15 protein-coding genes are annotated in these 15,210 nt (G+C 74.0%); 11 read left to right on the forward strand and 4 right to left on the reverse strand.

Annotated elements, in window-relative coordinates; all coding sequences use genetic code 11:
• A partial coding sequence (locus ACFXAE_RS31930) for a hypothetical protein (protein WP_384721820.1) occupies positions 1-550 on the reverse strand: 550 nt, incomplete at its 3' end.
• 54 nt (positions 551-604) lie between these two features.
• Here ACFXAE_RS31930 and ACFXAE_RS31935 point away from each other — a divergent pair.
• Positions 605-1,327: a hypothetical protein gene (locus tag ACFXAE_RS31935; RefSeq protein ID WP_384721814.1), complete on the forward strand. Its 723-nt coding sequence runs from the start codon at positions 605-607 to the stop codon at positions 1,325-1,327.
• 58 nt (positions 1,328-1,385) lie between these two features.
• On the opposite strand, the gene ACFXAE_RS31940 is transcribed toward ACFXAE_RS31935, so the two are convergent.
• Positions 1,386-2,675, reverse strand: a complete 1,290-nt coding sequence (locus ACFXAE_RS31940) for a DUF1015 family protein (protein ID WP_384721721.1) — start codon at positions 2,673-2,675, stop codon at positions 1,386-1,388.
• Positions 2,676-2,747: 72 nt separating this feature from the next.
• Between ACFXAE_RS31940 and ACFXAE_RS31945 the strand changes: the two genes are divergently transcribed.
• The 4 genes from ACFXAE_RS31945 to ACFXAE_RS31960 all read left to right on the forward strand — a co-directional run bounded on the left by ACFXAE_RS31945 (position 2,748) and on the right by ACFXAE_RS31960 (position 6,812).
• Positions 2,748-3,776: an HAD hydrolase-like protein gene (locus tag ACFXAE_RS31945; RefSeq protein ID WP_384721724.1), complete on the forward strand. Its 1,029-nt coding sequence runs from the start codon at positions 2,748-2,750 to the stop codon at positions 3,774-3,776.
• 80 nt (positions 3,777-3,856) lie between these two features.
• Positions 3,857-4,900 (forward strand): FecCD family ABC transporter permease, encoded by a 1,044-nt coding sequence (locus ACFXAE_RS31950; protein WP_384721727.1) that lies wholly within the window; start codon positions 3,857-3,859, stop codon positions 4,898-4,900.
• A complete protein-coding gene (locus ACFXAE_RS31955) occupies positions 4,897-5,934 on the forward strand; it encodes a FecCD family ABC transporter permease (RefSeq protein WP_384721730.1) in 1,038 nt (345 codons plus the stop codon). Before ACFXAE_RS31950 ends, ACFXAE_RS31955 begins: the two co-directional genes overlap by 4 nt.
• Positions 5,931-6,812, forward strand: a complete 882-nt coding sequence (locus tag ACFXAE_RS31960; protein ID WP_384721733.1) for an ABC transporter ATP-binding protein — start codon at positions 5,931-5,933, stop codon at positions 6,810-6,812. Before ACFXAE_RS31955 ends, ACFXAE_RS31960 begins: the two co-directional genes overlap by 4 nt.
• Here ACFXAE_RS31960 and ACFXAE_RS31965 read toward each other — a convergent pair.
• Positions 6,796-7,143 carry a sterol-binding protein gene (locus tag ACFXAE_RS31965; RefSeq protein WP_384721736.1) on the reverse strand — a complete coding sequence of 116 codons (348 nt, stop codon included), beginning with the start codon at positions 7,141-7,143 and terminating at the stop codon, positions 6,796-6,798. The two genes, ACFXAE_RS31960 and ACFXAE_RS31965, sit on opposite strands and share 17 nt — an antisense overlap.
• Before the next feature lie 42 nt (positions 7,144-7,185).
• On the opposite strand from ACFXAE_RS31965, the gene ACFXAE_RS31970 reads away from it, so the two are divergent.
• The 5 genes from ACFXAE_RS31970 to ACFXAE_RS31990 all read left to right on the forward strand — a co-directional run bounded on the left by ACFXAE_RS31970 (position 7,186) and on the right by ACFXAE_RS31990 (position 12,508).
• A complete protein-coding gene (locus tag ACFXAE_RS31970) occupies positions 7,186-7,524 on the forward strand; it encodes a hypothetical protein (RefSeq protein ID WP_384721739.1) in 339 nt (112 codons plus the stop codon).
• A gap of 7 nt (positions 7,525-7,531) precedes the next feature.
• Positions 7,532-8,347, forward strand: coding sequence for a TlyA family RNA methyltransferase (locus tag ACFXAE_RS31975; RefSeq protein WP_384721742.1), 816 nt, complete (start codon positions 7,532-7,534; stop codon positions 8,345-8,347).
• On the forward strand, positions 8,344-9,249 hold the full coding sequence (locus tag ACFXAE_RS31980; RefSeq protein ID WP_073933519.1) for an NAD kinase: 906 nt from the start codon (positions 8,344-8,346) through the stop codon (positions 9,247-9,249). Before ACFXAE_RS31975 ends, ACFXAE_RS31980 begins: the two co-directional genes overlap by 4 nt.
• A gap of 199 nt (positions 9,250-9,448) precedes the next feature.
• Entirely contained in the window at positions 9,449-11,191 is a 1,743-nt protein-coding gene (gene recN, locus ACFXAE_RS31985) for a DNA repair protein RecN (protein WP_384721746.1), read from the forward strand.
• Positions 11,192-11,386: 195 nt separating this feature from the next.
• On the forward strand, positions 11,387-12,508 hold the full coding sequence (locus ACFXAE_RS31990) for a glycosyltransferase family 4 protein (protein WP_384721748.1): 1,122 nt from the start codon (positions 11,387-11,389) through the stop codon (positions 12,506-12,508).
• 15 nt (positions 12,509-12,523) lie between these two features.
• Here the strand turns inward: ACFXAE_RS31990 and ACFXAE_RS31995 are convergent, their stop codons facing one another.
• Positions 12,524-14,155 carry a PucR family transcriptional regulator gene (locus ACFXAE_RS31995; RefSeq protein WP_384721751.1) on the reverse strand — a complete coding sequence of 544 codons (1,632 nt, stop codon included), beginning with the start codon at positions 14,153-14,155 and terminating at the stop codon, positions 12,524-12,526.
• Positions 14,156-14,238: 83 nt separating this feature from the next.
• Here ACFXAE_RS31995 and ACFXAE_RS32000 point away from each other — a divergent pair, with 83 nt between their 5' ends.
• The gene (locus ACFXAE_RS32000) at positions 14,239-15,195 is read left to right on the forward strand and encodes an LLM class F420-dependent oxidoreductase (protein ID WP_384721754.1); all 957 of its coding nucleotides are present in this window, start codon (positions 14,239-14,241) and stop codon (positions 15,193-15,195) included.
• Positions 15,196-15,210: the final 15 nt, after the last annotated feature.

Raw genomic sequence — 15,210 nt, forward strand, 5'->3', positions numbered from 1 at the left:
CCGTCGGGACGACACTCGCGGTGGTTACCGTGGGCGGGATGACCGTCGTGACGACAGCCGTGGTGGAGACCGCGGGCGTGACGACAGTCGTGGTGGCGAGCGCGGTGCTTTCCGTGGCCGCGACGACCGTGGCGGTGAGCGCGGGAGCTTCCGCCGCGACGACACTCGCAGCGGCGAGCGTGGTGGCTTCCGCCGGGACGACGACCGGGGTTACGGCCGTCGCGACGACCGACGAGGTGACGATCGTGGTGGCTTCCGTGGCCGCGACGACCGTGGTGGTGAGCGCGGTGGTTTCCGTCGCGAGGACAGCCGTGGTGGCGAGCGTGGCGGTTTCCGTGGCCGTGACGACCGTGGCGGCGAGCGTGGCGGCTTCCGTCGCGACGACACCCGCGGTGACACTCGCGGCGGCGACCGCGGTGGTTACCGTCGTGAGGACACCCGCGGCGGCGACCGCGGTGACTTCCGGGGCCGCGACGACCGTGGGCGTGGGCCTCGGCGTGACGACCGTGGCGGGCGGCCCGGTGGGTTCCGTGGTGGGGACGACCGGCACGGTGGCGGGCGGTTCCGTGAGGACCGCGACCGCGACCGTGAGCCGATCAAGCGGCTGCCGATCCCCGAGGACGTCACGGGCGAGGAGATCGACAAGGACGTACGGCAGGAGCTGCAGAGCCTGCCCAAGACGCTCGCGGAGGATGTCGCCAAGAACCTGGTGATGGTCGCCCGGCTGATCGACGAGGACCCCGAGCGCGCGTACGGCTACTCCAGGGTGGCCCTGCGGCTGGCGTCGCGTGTCGCCGCCGTAAGGGAGGCCGCCGGGTTCGCCGCGTACGCGAACCAGAAGTACGCCGAGGCGCTCGCCGAGTTCCGGGCCGCGCGGCGGATGACCGGGACCGTGGAGCTGTGGCCCCTCATGGCCGACTGCGAGCGTGGGCTCGGCCGGCCGGAGAAGGCACTGGACATGGCCGGGGCGCCCGAGGTGCAGAAGCTGGACAAGGCGGGACAGGTCGAGATGCGGCTCGTCGCGGCCGGCGCCCGGCGTGACATGGGCCAGTTGGACGCGGCGATCGTGACGCTGCAGAGCTCCGAGCTCGCGTCCAGCTCGGTCCAGCCGTGGACCGCGCGGCTGCGCTACGCCTACGCCGACGCGCTGCACGCCGCCGGCCGGAGCGGCGAGGCACGGGAGTGGTTCGCCAAGGCCGTGGAGGCCGACCGGGACGGCAGCACGGACGCCTCCGACCGGCTGGCCGAGCTGGACGGCGTGGAGTTCATGGACGCCCTCGACGAGGACGAGGCCGACGACACCGCGAACGAGGACGACAAGGACTGACGTCCGGGGCGAAGGACAGGAATGAAGGGGCGGGTCTCTGCGGAGGCCCGTCCCTTCGTCACAGGTCGAGTGCGCGCAGGACCAGGCCCGAGGCCGGCTTCGGGCCGAACGACGTCGACTTGCGCGGCATCGTGACGCCCTGGCGGGCGAGGTCGCGGACGACGTCCTCGTGCACCGGGTGCATCAGGACGGCCGTTCCGCCGTCGCGTTCCGCCTTTTGGACCGTGGCCGCCGTGTCGTGGATGTAGGCGATGTGGGCGGGGGAGTCGGGAACGCGCCAGACGTGGTCCAGGAGCGTGGCGTGCAGGACCGTCGCGTCGAGGGTGCGCCAGGCCATCGGGCGGTCCCTCGGGATCGTGCGGGCCAGCAGGTCCGGGTCCGGGCGGTCGACGAGATGGAAGGCGCCGTCCCCGGCGAGGAGGAAGGCATTGCCCGCCGAGGCGGCCTCGGCGAGGGCGTTCATGGCCTCGGTGAGCGGTGCGTCGAGACGCCGGACGCGGAACGGACCGTCGAGCGCGGCCACGGCGTCCGCGACCGGCAGGCCGTGCAGCAGGCGGTGGATGGCGCGGACGCGCAGGGGGTAGCGGGCCGTGTCGACGAGGAGGACCAGCCCGTGGTCCCAGGGGCCGGGGGAGGGGTGCTCCGCGCGAAGGCGCCGGTAGGTCGCCCAGCGGTGGTGGCCGTCGGCGATGAGGGCCTGATGACCGGCGAGTTCGCGCTGAACGGCGGTCAGGTCGGCGGGTTCGGCGACGGACCACAGGCGGTGGTGGAAACCGTCCTCCGTGGTGGTCGCCAGGAGGGGCGGCCGCTTTGCCGCGCGCTCGATCACGTCGGCCGTGACCCCGGCCGAGCCGTCGCCCCGGTAGGTGAGCAGCAGCGGTTCGAGGTTGGCGGAGGTGGCCCGCATCAGGTCCGCGCGGTCGGCGACGATGTGCGGCATGACGTCCTCGTGCGGCAGGACCAGCCGCTCGTCGGGGTCGGAGACGCGCAGCGCGCCGATGACGCCGCGCTGCACCATGCCGTCGCCGTCGCGCTGTTCGTAGACGTACAGGCAGGGTTCCGGGTCGGCGGTCAGGACCCCCTCCGCGCGCCAGCGGCGCAGCGTGTCGGCGGCCTGGGCGTTGCGTGCCTCGGGCGTGCCGGCCTCGGGCAGGATCAGCCGGACGATGTTGTGCGGGTCGGCGGACTGGAGGTGGTGCAGGCCGTCGGGGCGGACGACGACGTCGTACGGCGGGGATGTCACGGCGGCCAGGCTGCCGACCCGGTCGGGGTCGTAACGAAGGCCTCGGAACGGGGTGAGTTCCAGGCCCCGGGGCGCCTTTGCCGTCGAGTGACCTGCAGTGTTCATCCCGGCATCGTACGGGTGTCGGTGGCATGGGGGATGATCGGGGGAAAGCCGTCGAACGAGGAGCGATGCGGAATGAGCCGGAGCGTCAGGACGAGGCCCGAGGGCAACGGGCAGGACCTGAGCGAGGCGTACGACACGGCGCTGCTCGACCTCGACGGTGTGGTGTACGCGGGCGGGAGTGCGATCGTCCACGCGGTCGAGTCGCTGGCCACGGCCCGCGAGGGCGGTATGCGTCTCGCCTACGTGACCAACAACGCCCTGCGGACCCCGGACGTCGTGGCCGCTCATCTGACCGAGCTGGGGATACCGGCGGAGGCCGGCGACGTCATCACCTCCGCGCAGGCGGTCGCGCGGCTGGTCGGTGAGCAGGTGCCGCAGGGCGCCCGGGTGCTGGTGATCGGCGGCGAGGGGCTGCGGGTGGCGCTGCGGGAGCGCGGGCTGGTGCCGGTGGAGTCGGCGGACGACGACCCGGTGGCGGTCGTGCAGGGGTACGGCGGGCCCGAGCTGCCGTGGGGGAGGTTCGCGGAGGCGTCGTACGCCGTGGCGCGCGGGCTGCCGTGGTTCGCGTCCAACACCGATCTGACGATTCCCAGCGGCCGGGGCATCGCCCCGGGCAACGGCGCGGCGGTGGAGGTCGTACGGATCGCCACGGGCGCCGAGCCGCAGGTCGCGGGCAAGCCGCTGCCGCCGATGCACCGGGAGACGATCCTGCGGACGGGCGCGAAGCGGCCGTTGGTGGTGGGGGACCGGCTGGACACGGACATCGAGGGCGCGTTCCACGGTGAGGTCGACTCGCTGCTGGTGCTGACCGGTGTGACGGACGGCGCGCGGCTGCTCGCCGCGCCGCCGCAGCACCGGCCGACGTATGTCGACGCCGATCTGCGCGGGATGCTCACCGGGCAGCCGGAGGTCGTCGGGGCGGGCGACGGTTTCCGGTGCGGTGGCTGGACGGCGACGGCCGGGGCCGGGGAGCTGGAGCTGGAGGGCGACGGTGGCGCGCTGGACGGGTTGCGTGCGCTGTGCGCGGCGGCGTGGACGGCGGCCGGGGACGGCGTGTGCGAGCTGGACGGAGGGAAGGCACTGGCACGACTGGGGCTGTGAGTCTCCCGCGCCTCCCGCGCCGGCTGGGAAGCAGGACCTGGGAATCGTGATCGCTTGGGAGGGTAGGCTAACCTAACTGCGTGTTGGTCGAGAGTCCCCCCGAACAGCGCGCGGAGACCGCCCCCGCGCCCCCGAACCGCCGGGCGATACGCGTCCTCGGGCTGCTCGTCTCCGTCGTGATCCTGGTGCTCGTCGCGCTGGTGAGCATCGCGATCGGGGCGAAGGAGCTGTCCCTGGAGCAGGTCTGGCACGGCCTGTTCGAGGACACGGGCACCTACGGCGACGTCGTCGTGGCCGACAGGCTGTCACGAACCGTCCTCGGAGTGCTCGTAGGAGCCGCGCTCGGCCTGGCGGGATCGGTTCTGCAGGCGCTCACCCGCAACCCGCTGGCCGATCCCGGACTGCTCGGCCTCAACGCGGGCGCGTCCGCCGCCGTCGTCACCGCCATCACCTTCTTCGGCGTCACCTCACTGTCCGGATACGTGTGGTTCGCCTTCTTCGGCGCGGCGTCCGTCGGCGCGCTGGTGTGGTTCCTCGGCGGGAGCCGGGGGGCGACGCCGGTGCGGCTGGTGCTCGCCGGTACGGCCATCAGCGCGGCGCTGTACGGCTATCTCCAGGCCATCATGATCCTCGACGACGCGGCGCTCGGCAGGATGCGTTTCTGGACGGTGGGTTCGCTGGCCTCGGGAACCGACTCGACCGTCACCCAGGTGCTGCCGTTCCTGCTCGCCGGCTCCCTCCTGGCGCTGGCGCTCGCCCGGCCGCTCAACGCCATGGCCATGGGCGACGACACCGCCAAGGCCCTCGGCGCCAACCTCAACCGCACCCGCGCGCTGTCCATGCTCGCCGCGACCGTGCTGTGCGGGGCCGCGACCGCCGCCTGCGGGCCGATCGTCTTCGTCGGCCTCATGGTGCCGCACATCGTGCGTTCCTTCACCGGGCCCGACCTGCGCTGGATCCTGCCGTACGCCGCGGTCCTGTCGCCCGTGCTGCTGCTCGGCGCCGATGTGATCGGCCGGATCGTGGCCCGGCCCGCCGAACTCCAGGTCGGCATCGTCACCGCGATCCTCGGCGGCCCGGTCTTCATCTTTCTCGTACGACGGCGGAGGACGGCCCAGCTGTGAAGACCAACCGCGCGGTGCGGACTCCCGGCGGCCTCTCGGTCCGGCTGGACGTGCGCGCCCTCACCGTCGTCGTCCTGCTCCTGCTCGCGGCGCTCACCGCGAGCGTGGTGCTGATCGGCACCGGCGACTTCCCGATCCCCGCCGGCGACGTCCTGGGGACCCTCGTCGGCGAGGGCGATTCCGGCCAGGAGTTCATCGTCACCGAACTGCGGCTGCCCCGGGTCCTGGTCGGACTGCTCGCCGGCGCCTCCCTCGGGCTCGGTGGCGCGCTGTTCCAGTCCGTCTCCCGCAACCCGCTGGGCAGCCCGGACGTGCTCGGCCTCGGACAGGGGGCGACGGCCGGCGCCCTCACGGTGATCGTGCTGTTCTCCGGGTCCGCCGGCCAGGTCGCCCTCGGCGCGCTCGCCGGCGGACTGGTGACCGGGTTCGCCATCTACGCGCTCGCCTGGAAGCGGGGCGTGCACGGCTACCGCCTGGTCCTGGTCGGCATCGGTGTCTCGGCGATCGTCACGGCGGTCAACGGCTATCTGCTCACCAAGTCCGACATCGTCGACGCGGCCCGCGCGGTCGTGTGGATGACCGGCTCCCTCGACGGTCGGGACTGGGACCAGGTCTGGCCGCTGCTCGCCCTGTGCGCCGTGCTCGTACCGCTCGTGCTCGCCAACTCGCGCGGCCTGCGGATGATGGAGATGGGCGACGACGTGTCGTACGCCCTCGGCGTGCGCGTGGAGCGCGTACGGCTGCTGCTGATGCTGTCGGCCGTGCTGCTCACCGCGTCCGCGACCGCCGCCGCCGGACCGGTCAGCTTCGTCGCGCTCACCGCCCCCCAGCTCGCCCGGCGGCTGACCCGCTCGCCCGGCCCCAACCTGGCCGCGTCGCTGTGCATGGGCGCCGCCCTCCTGGTCACCGCCGACTGGGTGTCGCAGCGGGCGTTCGGCGCCGAGCAGCTGCCCGTGGGCGTGGTCACCGGCGTGCTCGGCGGTGTCTATCTGCTGTGGCTGCTGGTCACCGAGCGCAAGGCGGGCCGGATATGAGCGCCGGCCGCACCACCGGCAGCGGGACGAACCACCGAAGGAGCACCGTGAACCGACTGTCCGCCGAGAACGTCACCCTGGCCTACGACCAGCGGGTCATCGCCGAACAGTTGTCGGTGGAGATACCGGACAACTCCTTCACCGTGATCGTCGGCCCCAACGCGTGCGGCAAGTCGACGTTGCTGCGGGCGCTGTCCCGGATGCTCAAGCCGAGCGAGGGGCGCGTCCTGCTCGACGGGCAGGTCATCCAGTCGATGCCCGCCAAGAAGGTCGCCCGCACCCTCGGCCTGCTGCCCCAGTCGTCCATCGCGCCCGACGGCATCACCGTCGGCGACCTGGTGGGCCGCGGCCGCTACCCGCACCAGGGCCTGCTGCGCCAGTGGTCCGCCGAGGACGAGCGCGTCGTCCAGGAGTCGATGGCCCGCACCGGCGTCGCCGAACTGGCGGAACGCTATGTCGACGAGCTCTCCGGCGGTCAGCGCCAGCGCGTGTGGATCGCCATGGCGCTGGCCCAGCAGACCCCGCTGCTGCTCCTCGACGAGCCGACCACGTTCCTCGACATCCAGCACCAGATCGACGTACTGGACCTGTGCGCGGACCTGCACGAGGAGCAGGGGCGCACCCTCGTCGCCGTGCTGCACGACCTCAACCACGCGGCCCGGTACGCCACCCACCTCATCGCACTGCGCCAGGGGAAGGTCATCGCCCAGGGCGCCCCGAAGGACATCGTCACCGCCGGGCTGGTCGAGGAGGTCTTCGGACTGCGCTGCCAGGTCATCGACGATCCCGAGACGGGCACCCCGCTGGTGGTGCCGGCGGCCCGCACGGCACGGGCGAAGGGCGCGGAGGAGAAGGTGGGCGCTACAGAAGCTTCCTGAGCCGGAACAGGTCGCGCAGCCCCGCCTCGAGGCGCACCCGGCCCGAACCCCAGGCCCTGGCGAAGTGCAGTTCGCCGTCGACCAGGGCCACCAGGTCGTCGCCCGTCATCGCGAGCCGTATCTGCGCCCTCTCGCGCGGCGGGCCGGGAAACGTGTCGCGCACCTCGATCCGGCCGCCGGTGAGCCGGCCGGCGAAGGTCACGTCGAGGTCGGTGACGTGGCAGCTGACCGAGCGGTCCATCGCCGCGGCCGTGCGGACGTCCCCCTCGGCGCTCGCCATGTTGTCCGAAAGCTTGTCGAGTGCGGCACGGCACTCCTCGGTCGTGGCCATCGCGGACGACGGTACCGCAGCCGTTCGCGGTAGCGTCGGGGCATGAACGACGCAGTGCCGGAGACGGAGGGCACGGAGGCGGGCACCGCGCAGCCGCCGCCCGAGGACGGACCCGCCGCCCCCGCGCCCCTGAACGTGCCGCGCACCCCCACCGGCCACCCCGAGGTGGACGCCCACGTGGAGCGGCTGGCCGACGCCGACCACCTCACCACGGACGGCCATGTCGAGGTGTACGAGGATGTGCACCGGGGGCTGCGCGACGCGCTCACCGCGCTCGACGCCCGCCCGGGACCCCCGGTGCCCGCCCGTCACCCGACCACCACCCCTCAACGAAGCCCTTCGGGCCACCCGTCCCCTCCGGCACATGAACACAGGAGCTGAACCGAACGTGGCAGGAGTCGCACGCCGCCGTCTCGACGCGGAGCTGGTCCGCCGTAAGCTCGCGCGCTCGCGTGAGCACGCCAGCCAGCTGATCGCCGCAGGGCGGGTCAGCGTCGGCAAGACGGTCGCCACCAAGCCCGCCACGCAGGTGGAGACCGCCGCCGCGATCGTCGTCGTCGAGGACGCGGGTGACCCGGACTACGTCTCGCGAGGCGGCCACAAGCTGGCCGGCGCCCTGGACGCCTTCGTGCCGCGGGGGCTGGTCGTCGAGGGGCGGCGCGCGCTCGACGCCGGCGCCTCCACCGGTGGCTTCACCGACGTCCTGCTGCGGGCCGGGGCCGCGCACGTGGTCGCCGTGGACGTCGGATACGGACAACTCGCCTGGACTCTGCGCAACGATGAACGCGTCACCGTCAAGGACCGTACGAACGTACGGGAGTTGACGCTCGAGGTCATCGATGGGGAGCCTGTGGATCTTGTCGTGGGGGATCTGTCCTTCATCCCGCTCGGACTGGTGCTGCCCGCCCTGAAGCGGTGCGTGCAGCCGGACGCCGACCTGGTGATGATGGTGAAACCGCAGTTCGAGGTGGGCAAGGAGCGGCTGGGCAGCGGCGGGGTCGTCCGCAGCCCGCAGCTGCGCGCCGAGGCCGTGCGCGGGGTGGCCGAGAAGGCCTGGGAGCTGGGACTCGGAGCGAAGGGCGTGACGGCGAGTCCGCTGCCCGGGCCCTCCGGGAATGTCGAATACTTCCTGTGGCTGCGGGCCGGGGCTCCGGAACTGGACCCGGCCGACGTTGACCGTGCTGTGGCGGAGGGGCCGCGTTGACACAGAACCGAGCTCGTACTGTTTTCCTGCTGGCCCACACCGGGCGGCCCGCGGCCATCCGCAGCGCCGAACTCGTGGTCAAGGGCCTGTTGCGCTCCGGCCTCGGGGTGCGGGTCCTGGAGGACGAGGCCCGCGACCTGCCGCTCCCGGACGACGTGGAGACCGTCAAGGAGGCCACCCCGCAGTGCCTGGACGACTGCGAGCTGCTGATCGTACTGGGCGGTGACGGCACGCTGCTGCGCGGCGCCGAGTTCGCCCGCGCCTCCGGGGTGCCCATGCTGGGCGTCAACCTCGGGCGGGTCGGATTCCTCGCCGAGGCCGAGCGGGACGACCTGGACAAGGTGGTCGACCGGGTGGTGAGCAGGGCGTACGAGGTCGAGGAGCGGATGACCGTCGACGTCGTGGTGCACCGCAACGGCGACATTGTGCACACGGACTGGGCGCTGAACGAGGCGGCCGTGCAGAAGGTGTCCGCCGAGCGGATGCTGGAGGTCGTCCTGGAGATCGACGGTCGGCCGGTCACCGGGTTCGGCTGCGACGGGATCGTGTGCGCCACGCCGACGGGTTCGACGGCGTACGCGTTCTCCGCGGGCGGGCCCGTGGTGTGGCCGGAGGTCGAGGCGCTGCTGATGGTGCCGATCTCGGCGCACGCGCTGTTCGCCAAACCGCTGGTGACCTCGCCGGACTCGGTGCTGGCGGTGGAGATGCTGCCGCACGTCCCGCCGGGGGTGCTGTGGTGCGACGGGCGGCGGACCGTCGAGCTGCCGGTCGGCGCGCGGGTGGAGGTGCGGCGGGGGGCGGTGCCGGTGCGGCTGGCCCGGTTGCACCATGCTTCGTTCACTGACCGGCTGGTGGCGAAGTTCGCGTTGCCCGTGTCCGGGTGGCGCGGGGCGCCGCACTAGGCACGGTCGGGCGCGGAGCCCCCGAATCCCCGCGTCTGCGGGGAGCAACGTATCCGGAACTCGTCCAGAACGCATACGACCGGACCATCCCCGCTGCAGCGGGGAACACCCGTTCAACGAGTGAACCCGTCGGCGGGTCACGGCCTGCGGTGACGCCGGACGGGCGGGGCGGCGTCGCACACCACGTGCGAAACCTCGTATGGTCGGGGGCGTGCTTGAGGAGATGCGGATACGGTCGCTCGGGGTCATCGACGACGCTGTTGTCGAGCTGTCGCCCGGCTTCACCGCCGTCACCGGTGAGACGGGTGCGGGCAAGACCATGGTGGTCACCAGCCTGGGCCTGCTGCTGGGGGGACGGGCGGATGCGGCCCTGGTGCGGATCGGCGCGAAGAACGCGGTCGTCGAGGGGCGGATCGCCGTGCCCGAGGGCGCCGCGGCCGTCGTGCGCGCCGAGGAGGCCGGGGCCGAGCTCGACGACGGGACGCTGCTGGTCAGCCGGACCGTTTCCGCCGAGGGGCGGTCACGGGCGCACCTGGGCGGGCGGAGCGTGCCCGTGGGGCTGCTGGCCGAGCTCGCCGACGAGCTGGTGGCCGTGCACGGGCAGACCGACCAGCAGGGGCTGCTGAAGCTGTCCCGGCAACGGCAGGCGCTCGACCGGTACGCCGGGTACGCGGTCGCCGTGCCGCTCGGCAAGTACGGGGAGGCGTACAAACGGCTGCGGGCCGTGGTCACGGAGCTGGAACAGATCACCACGCGCGCGCGTGAGCGGGCCCAGGAGGCCGACATGCTGCGCTTCGGGCTGGAGGAGATCGCCGCCGTGGAGCCCCGCGCGGGCGAGGACGTGGAGCTGGCGGAGGAGGCCGAGCGGCTCGGGCACGCCGAGGCGCTGGCATCCGCCGCGGCACTCGCGCACGCCGCGCTCGCGGGCAATCCGGAGGATCCCGAGGGCGTGGACGCCGGGACACTCGTCGCGGGCGCCCAGCGGGCCCTGGAGGCCGTACGGGCGCACGATCCGGCGCTGGCCGCGCTGACCGACCGGATCGGGGAGGTCGGCATCCTGCTGCGGGACGTGGCCGGGGAGCTGGCGGGGTACGCCGACGACCTGGACGCCGATCCGCTGCGCCTGGCGGCGGTCGAGGAGCGGCGGGCCGCGCTCACCGGGCTGACCCGGAAGTACGGCGAGGACATCGCGTCGGTGCTGGAATGGGCCGAGCAGGGCGCCGCGCGGCTGACCGAACTCGACGGCGACGACGAGCGGATCGGGGAGCTCACCGCGGAGCGCGACGCGCTCCGCGCGGAACTGGGCGTCCTGGCGCAGGAGCTGACGGACGCGCGGACGGAGGCGGCACAGCGGTTCGCGTCGGCGGTCACCGCCGAGCTGGCCTCGCTCGCCATGCCGCACGCGCGCGTGTCGTTCGACATCCGGCAGACCGAGGATCCGGAGGGCGTCGAGGTGGGCGGGCGCACGGTGGCCTACGGGCCGTCGGGCGTGGACGAGGTGGAGCTGCTGCTCGCCCCGCACCCCGGGGCACCGCCCCGGCCCATCGCCAAGGGAGCCTCGGGTGGTGAGCTGTCGCGCGTGATGCTGGCCGTGGAGGTGGTGTTCGCGGGCACGGACCCCGTGCCGACGTACCTCTTCGACGAGGTCGACGCCGGTGTCGGTGGAAAGGCGGCGGTCGAGATCGGCCGGCGGCTGGCGAAGCTGGCGAAGACGGCACAGGTCGTGGTCGTCACGCACCTGCCCCAGGTGGCCGCGTTCGCCGACCGGCAACTGCTGGTGGAGAAGACCAGTGACGGCTCGGTCACCCGCTCCGGCGTGAAGGTGCTCGAGGGCGAGGACCGCATCCGAGAGCTCTCCCGCATGCTCGCCGGCCAGGAGGACTCGGAAGCGGCCCGGGCCCACGCGGAGGAACTGCTGGCGACGGCGAGGGCGGACGGGTAGCCGCGGGGCCGCGGTGGGTGAGCTTCTTTCACTCGTGTGGGTGACATGTGGTCCTGTGCGGGCGCGGGCTCGGGACGTCGGCGTTGTCGGAACAGCCGTACGGCCTGGCATCCTTGACGGAGTACGGCGAGGAACTCGCCCGATCCTTCCGTACGTTCCTCGGGACCGCACGAACCGAACCAGGAGCCCGGCCACGTGACCCCCGCGAGCAGCCACTCACCGCTGCGCACCGTGCAGGTGCTGGGCGGTGGCAACGCCGCCAGCAGCGCCCATGTGCGCTCGCTGGCCGCGGGGCTCGTCGCGAGGGGCGTGCGGGTCACGGTGTGCGCCCCCGTCGAGGCGGATCACACCTACGACTTCACCGGCGTCGGCGCCGGCCATGTGCACGTGCCGCGCAGCAGCGACCCGGGGTCGGTGGCCGCGCTCCGGGCCGCCTGCACGGGCGCCGACCTGGTCCACGCGCACGGGCTGCACGCCTCCTTCCGTACCGTGCTGGCTCTGAGCGGACGGCGTACCCCGCTCGTCGTCACCTGGCACGACCGGGCGCACGCCGACGGCCCGCGCGCCCACTTCCTGCGCGTGCTGGAGCGGCGGGTCGTCAAGGCGGCCACCGTGGTGCTCGGGACGACCTCCGCCCTCGTCGACCGGGCGCGCCGCACCGGCGCGCGGGACGCCCGGCTGGCCGCCGTGTCCCTCCCCGGACCCCGCACCTCCCCGGTGCCGGACGACCCCGACCGGCTGCCGTCCAAGGTCCGGGCCGAACTCGGCGCCATCGACCGCCCGTTGCTCATCGCCGTCGGTTCCCTCGAACGGCACCGGGGCTACGACGTCCTGCTGGACGCCGCGCGCGCGTGGCGGCGCCTCGACCCCGTACCGCTGGTGGTGCTCGCCGGGGAGGGGTCGCTGCGCGGCGAACTCCGGCGCCGGATCGAGGACGAGGCGCTGCCGGTCCGGCTCATCGGACGGCGCGACGACATCACCGATCTGCTGGCCGCCGCCGACATCGCGCTGCTGCCGAGCCGGTGGGAGGCGCGCTCCCCACTCGCCCAGGAGGCCCTCCACGCGCGCGTGCCGCTCGTCGCGACCGCCGTCGGCGGCATCCCCGAACTCGTCGGTGACGCCGCCGAACTCGTCCCGTACGGCAACGCGCGGGCGCTCGCGGACGCCGTCGTACGGCTGCTGGAGGATCCCGGCCGCCGGGAGCTGCTCGGGGAGCGGGGCGTGCGGCAGGCCGCCACCTGGCCGACCGAGGACGAGACGGTCGCCCAGGTGCTGAGCGTGTACGACGAGTTGACCCGGCCCCGGCCCCTGATCTGACGCCGGTCGTCGCGGTCAGGGCACGTGCCGTCGGGCCCGTAGGGCCAGGCCCAGGGCCAGGACCGTGTGCGGGTCGTCGAGGTCGGTGGCGAGCAACTCGCCGATGCGGGCCAGCCTGTTGTAGAGCGTCTGCCGGTTCAGATGGAGTTCGCGGGCCGTCTCCGCCTTGCGTCCGGCGTGCGCCAGATAGCTCTCCAGGGTGGGCAGCAGAGGTGGCTTGGAACGGCGGTCGTGGTCCAGTACCGGACCGATCGCGCGGTCCACGAAGTCCGCCAGGTCCGGGTGGTCGCGCAGCCGCCACAGCAGCAGGTCGATGTCCAGCCGCCGGGCGTCGTACCAGGGGCGGTCCGGCAGCCCCTGCGCCGCCGTCGCCGTCTCCGCCGCGTGCCGCAGACCCGTCGAGGCCGCCGCCCAGCCGCCGGCCGGCCCGACCACCACGACGGGCGGCCGGCCCCCGGGCCGCAGCATCCCCGCCCGCTCCACGCCCGCCCGCAGCGCCGCCGCCACCCGGTCCGCGACCGCCGGCCGTTCGGCCTCCGCGCGGAGCCCCAGGAGCAGCGGCACCCGCCCCTCCACCGGCCGCACACCCAGCAGGACGGGCACCCCGAGCGAGGCCAGTTCCTCGCCCACCGCGCGGGCCAGCACCGCCCAGCCGCCGCCCTGCGGGGACAGCGCGTCGCCGAGCCGCATCACCACCGGCAGCAGCGGTCCGGAGCCCGGCCTGAAACCCAGCACGCGCGCCTGCGCGGGCGCGTCCGCCGCGCCGACGCGGCCCTCGGCGAGGTCGGTGAGGAAGTCCCCGCGCCCCCGCGCCGCCAGCTCCTCCTCCTGACGTGCCTGCATCAGCACCACGGCGAGCAGACCCGCCGCCCGCTCGGCCGCCATACGGTGCACCGGTTCCGGCGCGCTGCGCACCGGAAGCAGCACCAGACGCGCCCGTACGCCACCGCTGCCGGGGCCGCCGCCGGGTACGTCCACGAGCGTCGAACCGGCCGGCGGGTCGTCCCGGTGCCGGTCGCGCAGCCCTTCCCACACCTGGAGCGGGTCCGCGCCCTCGGGTCCCTCGCCGGCCGCGTACAGCAGCCGGCCGTCGGTCGTCTCCAGGAACACCGGGTTGCCGGTGAACCGGGCGAGGATCTCCAGCACCCTGGGGACTCCGCCGCCGCCCAGCAGCGCCTCGGTGCACCGGCGGTGCACCTCCTCCGCGCGTTGCAGCAGTGCGTAGTGCCCGTTGACGATCTCGGTGTGGATCTCCTCGGTGACCGCCACGAACGGCACCTCGCGGTGCAGCTGGACCAGCGGCAGTTCCGCAGCCCGCGCCGAGTCGACGAGGGCGGCGGGCAGCCGGGAGAAGCGCGGACCGAGTTCGACGACGAGGGCCGCGATGTCCCGGTCGGCCAGCGTGCGCACGAACGCCCGCTGGTCGGCCGGACGGGTGCCGAATCCGTACCCGGTGGTCAGCAGCAGTTCGCCGCCCTTGAGCAGCGAGGCGATGTGGGGCACCTCACCGGCGTGCACCCAGCGCACCGTGCGCCCCAGCCGGTCGGCGCCCGCCACGACCTCCGGCAGCCCGCCACGCAGCCCGGGCAGCTCCAGCGCCCGCCGCACGGTGATCCCGGCGCCCCGGGTGTCGTATCCGCTGTCCATACCCGGACGCTACCTGCGCGGATGTCACGGGCACATCCGTGGGCCCGGGGTTGACGCGGTGGTGGACGGGTAGGGGCGCGATCATGGATATCAGCGTGGTCGCCGCGGCGCGGGAGGACGACAGCCCCGTCGACGAGCCGTTGCGGATCGCGGCGGTCGCCGACCGGCTGGGATACGGCGAGGTGTGGCTCGGCGAGGGGCCGACCTGGGACGCGTTCGTACTGGCCACGGCGGTCGGCCGGGCCACCGGCAAGGTCGCCCTGACCGCCGGCCCGGTGGCGGTGTCGGTGCGCGACCCCTACAGCCTCGCCCGGGGAGCCGCCTCGACGGCCGCGGTCACCGGACGTCCGGTGGGGGTGGCGCTGGGCACGTCCAGCAAGCGGGTCGTCGAGGGGGTGCACGACCGGCCCCGGGCCCGTCCGGCGGCCCTCCTGGAGGAGACGGCCGCCGCCCTGCGGGTGCTGCTGCACGGGAAGCCCGGCGAGCCGGTCGTGCCCGGCAGCACGTTCCGGCGCCGGCAGCAACCACCCGGCGGTCCGCTCACGGTGGCCGCGTTCGGCGACCGGGCGATCGCCACGGCCGCCGCGCACGCCGACCGGATGCTCCTCGACGTGGTCTCCCCGGAACAGGTCCGCGTCCTGCGCGCCAAGCTGCTCGACGCGGCCGGGCGGGCCGGCCGTACCCCGCCGAGGCTGGCCGCCTGGGTGCCCGCCGCCGTCGACCCCGACCCGGCCTCGCTCGCCCAGGTCCTGCGCAGCGTCGTCGGCTACCTCACCGTGCCCGGCTACCGCGAGATGTTCGCGGCGGCGGGCTTCGGCGAGGCGGTCGACCTGGCCCGGGCGGGTGCCGACGCCGACACGCTGCTCCGGGCCCTGCCGGTCGAGGCCGCGGCCACGGTCGGCCTGATCGGCGACCCCGACACCGTAAGGGCCCGCATGGACGCCTACGCGGCGGCCGGACTGGACGAGATCGCCCTGGTCCCGGCCACGGCGGGCGACCCCGGCGGCGAGCGCACCCTGACGGCGCTCGCGCCGGGCTAGCGGACGCCGATGCCC

This window comes from Streptomyces sp. NPDC059454, from assembly GCF_042749965.1.
GTDB lineage: Bacteria > Actinomycetota > Actinomycetes > Streptomycetales > Streptomycetaceae > Streptomyces.

Excerpts from the sequence above, each read along its gene's own strand:
- ACFXAE_RS31945 (WP_384721724.1), top strand. The coding sequence starts at position 2,748 with ATGAGCCGGAGCGTCAGGACGAGGCCCGAGGGCAACGGGCAGGACCTG.
- ACFXAE_RS31965 (WP_384721736.1), bottom strand. The coding sequence starts at position 7,143 with ATGGCCACGACCGAGGAGTGCCGTGCCGCACTCGACAAGCTTTCGGAC.
- ACFXAE_RS32000 (WP_384721754.1), top strand. The coding sequence starts at position 14,239 with ATGGATATCAGCGTGGTCGCCGCGGCGCGGGAGGACGACAGCCCCGTC.
- ACFXAE_RS31995 (WP_384721751.1), bottom strand. The coding sequence starts at position 14,155 with ATGGACAGCGGATACGACACCCGGGGCGCCGGGATCACCGTGCGGCGG.
- recN (WP_384721746.1), top strand. The coding sequence starts at position 9,449 with ATGGTCGGGGGCGTGCTTGAGGAGATGCGGATACGGTCGCTCGGGGTC.
- ACFXAE_RS31940 (WP_384721721.1), bottom strand. The coding sequence starts at position 2,675 with ATGAACACTGCAGGTCACTCGACGGCAAAGGCGCCCCGGGGCCTGGAA.
- ACFXAE_RS31970 (WP_384721739.1), top strand. The coding sequence starts at position 7,186 with ATGAACGACGCAGTGCCGGAGACGGAGGGCACGGAGGCGGGCACCGCG.
- ACFXAE_RS31960 (WP_384721733.1), top strand. The coding sequence starts at position 5,931 with ATGAGCGCCGGCCGCACCACCGGCAGCGGGACGAACCACCGAAGGAGC.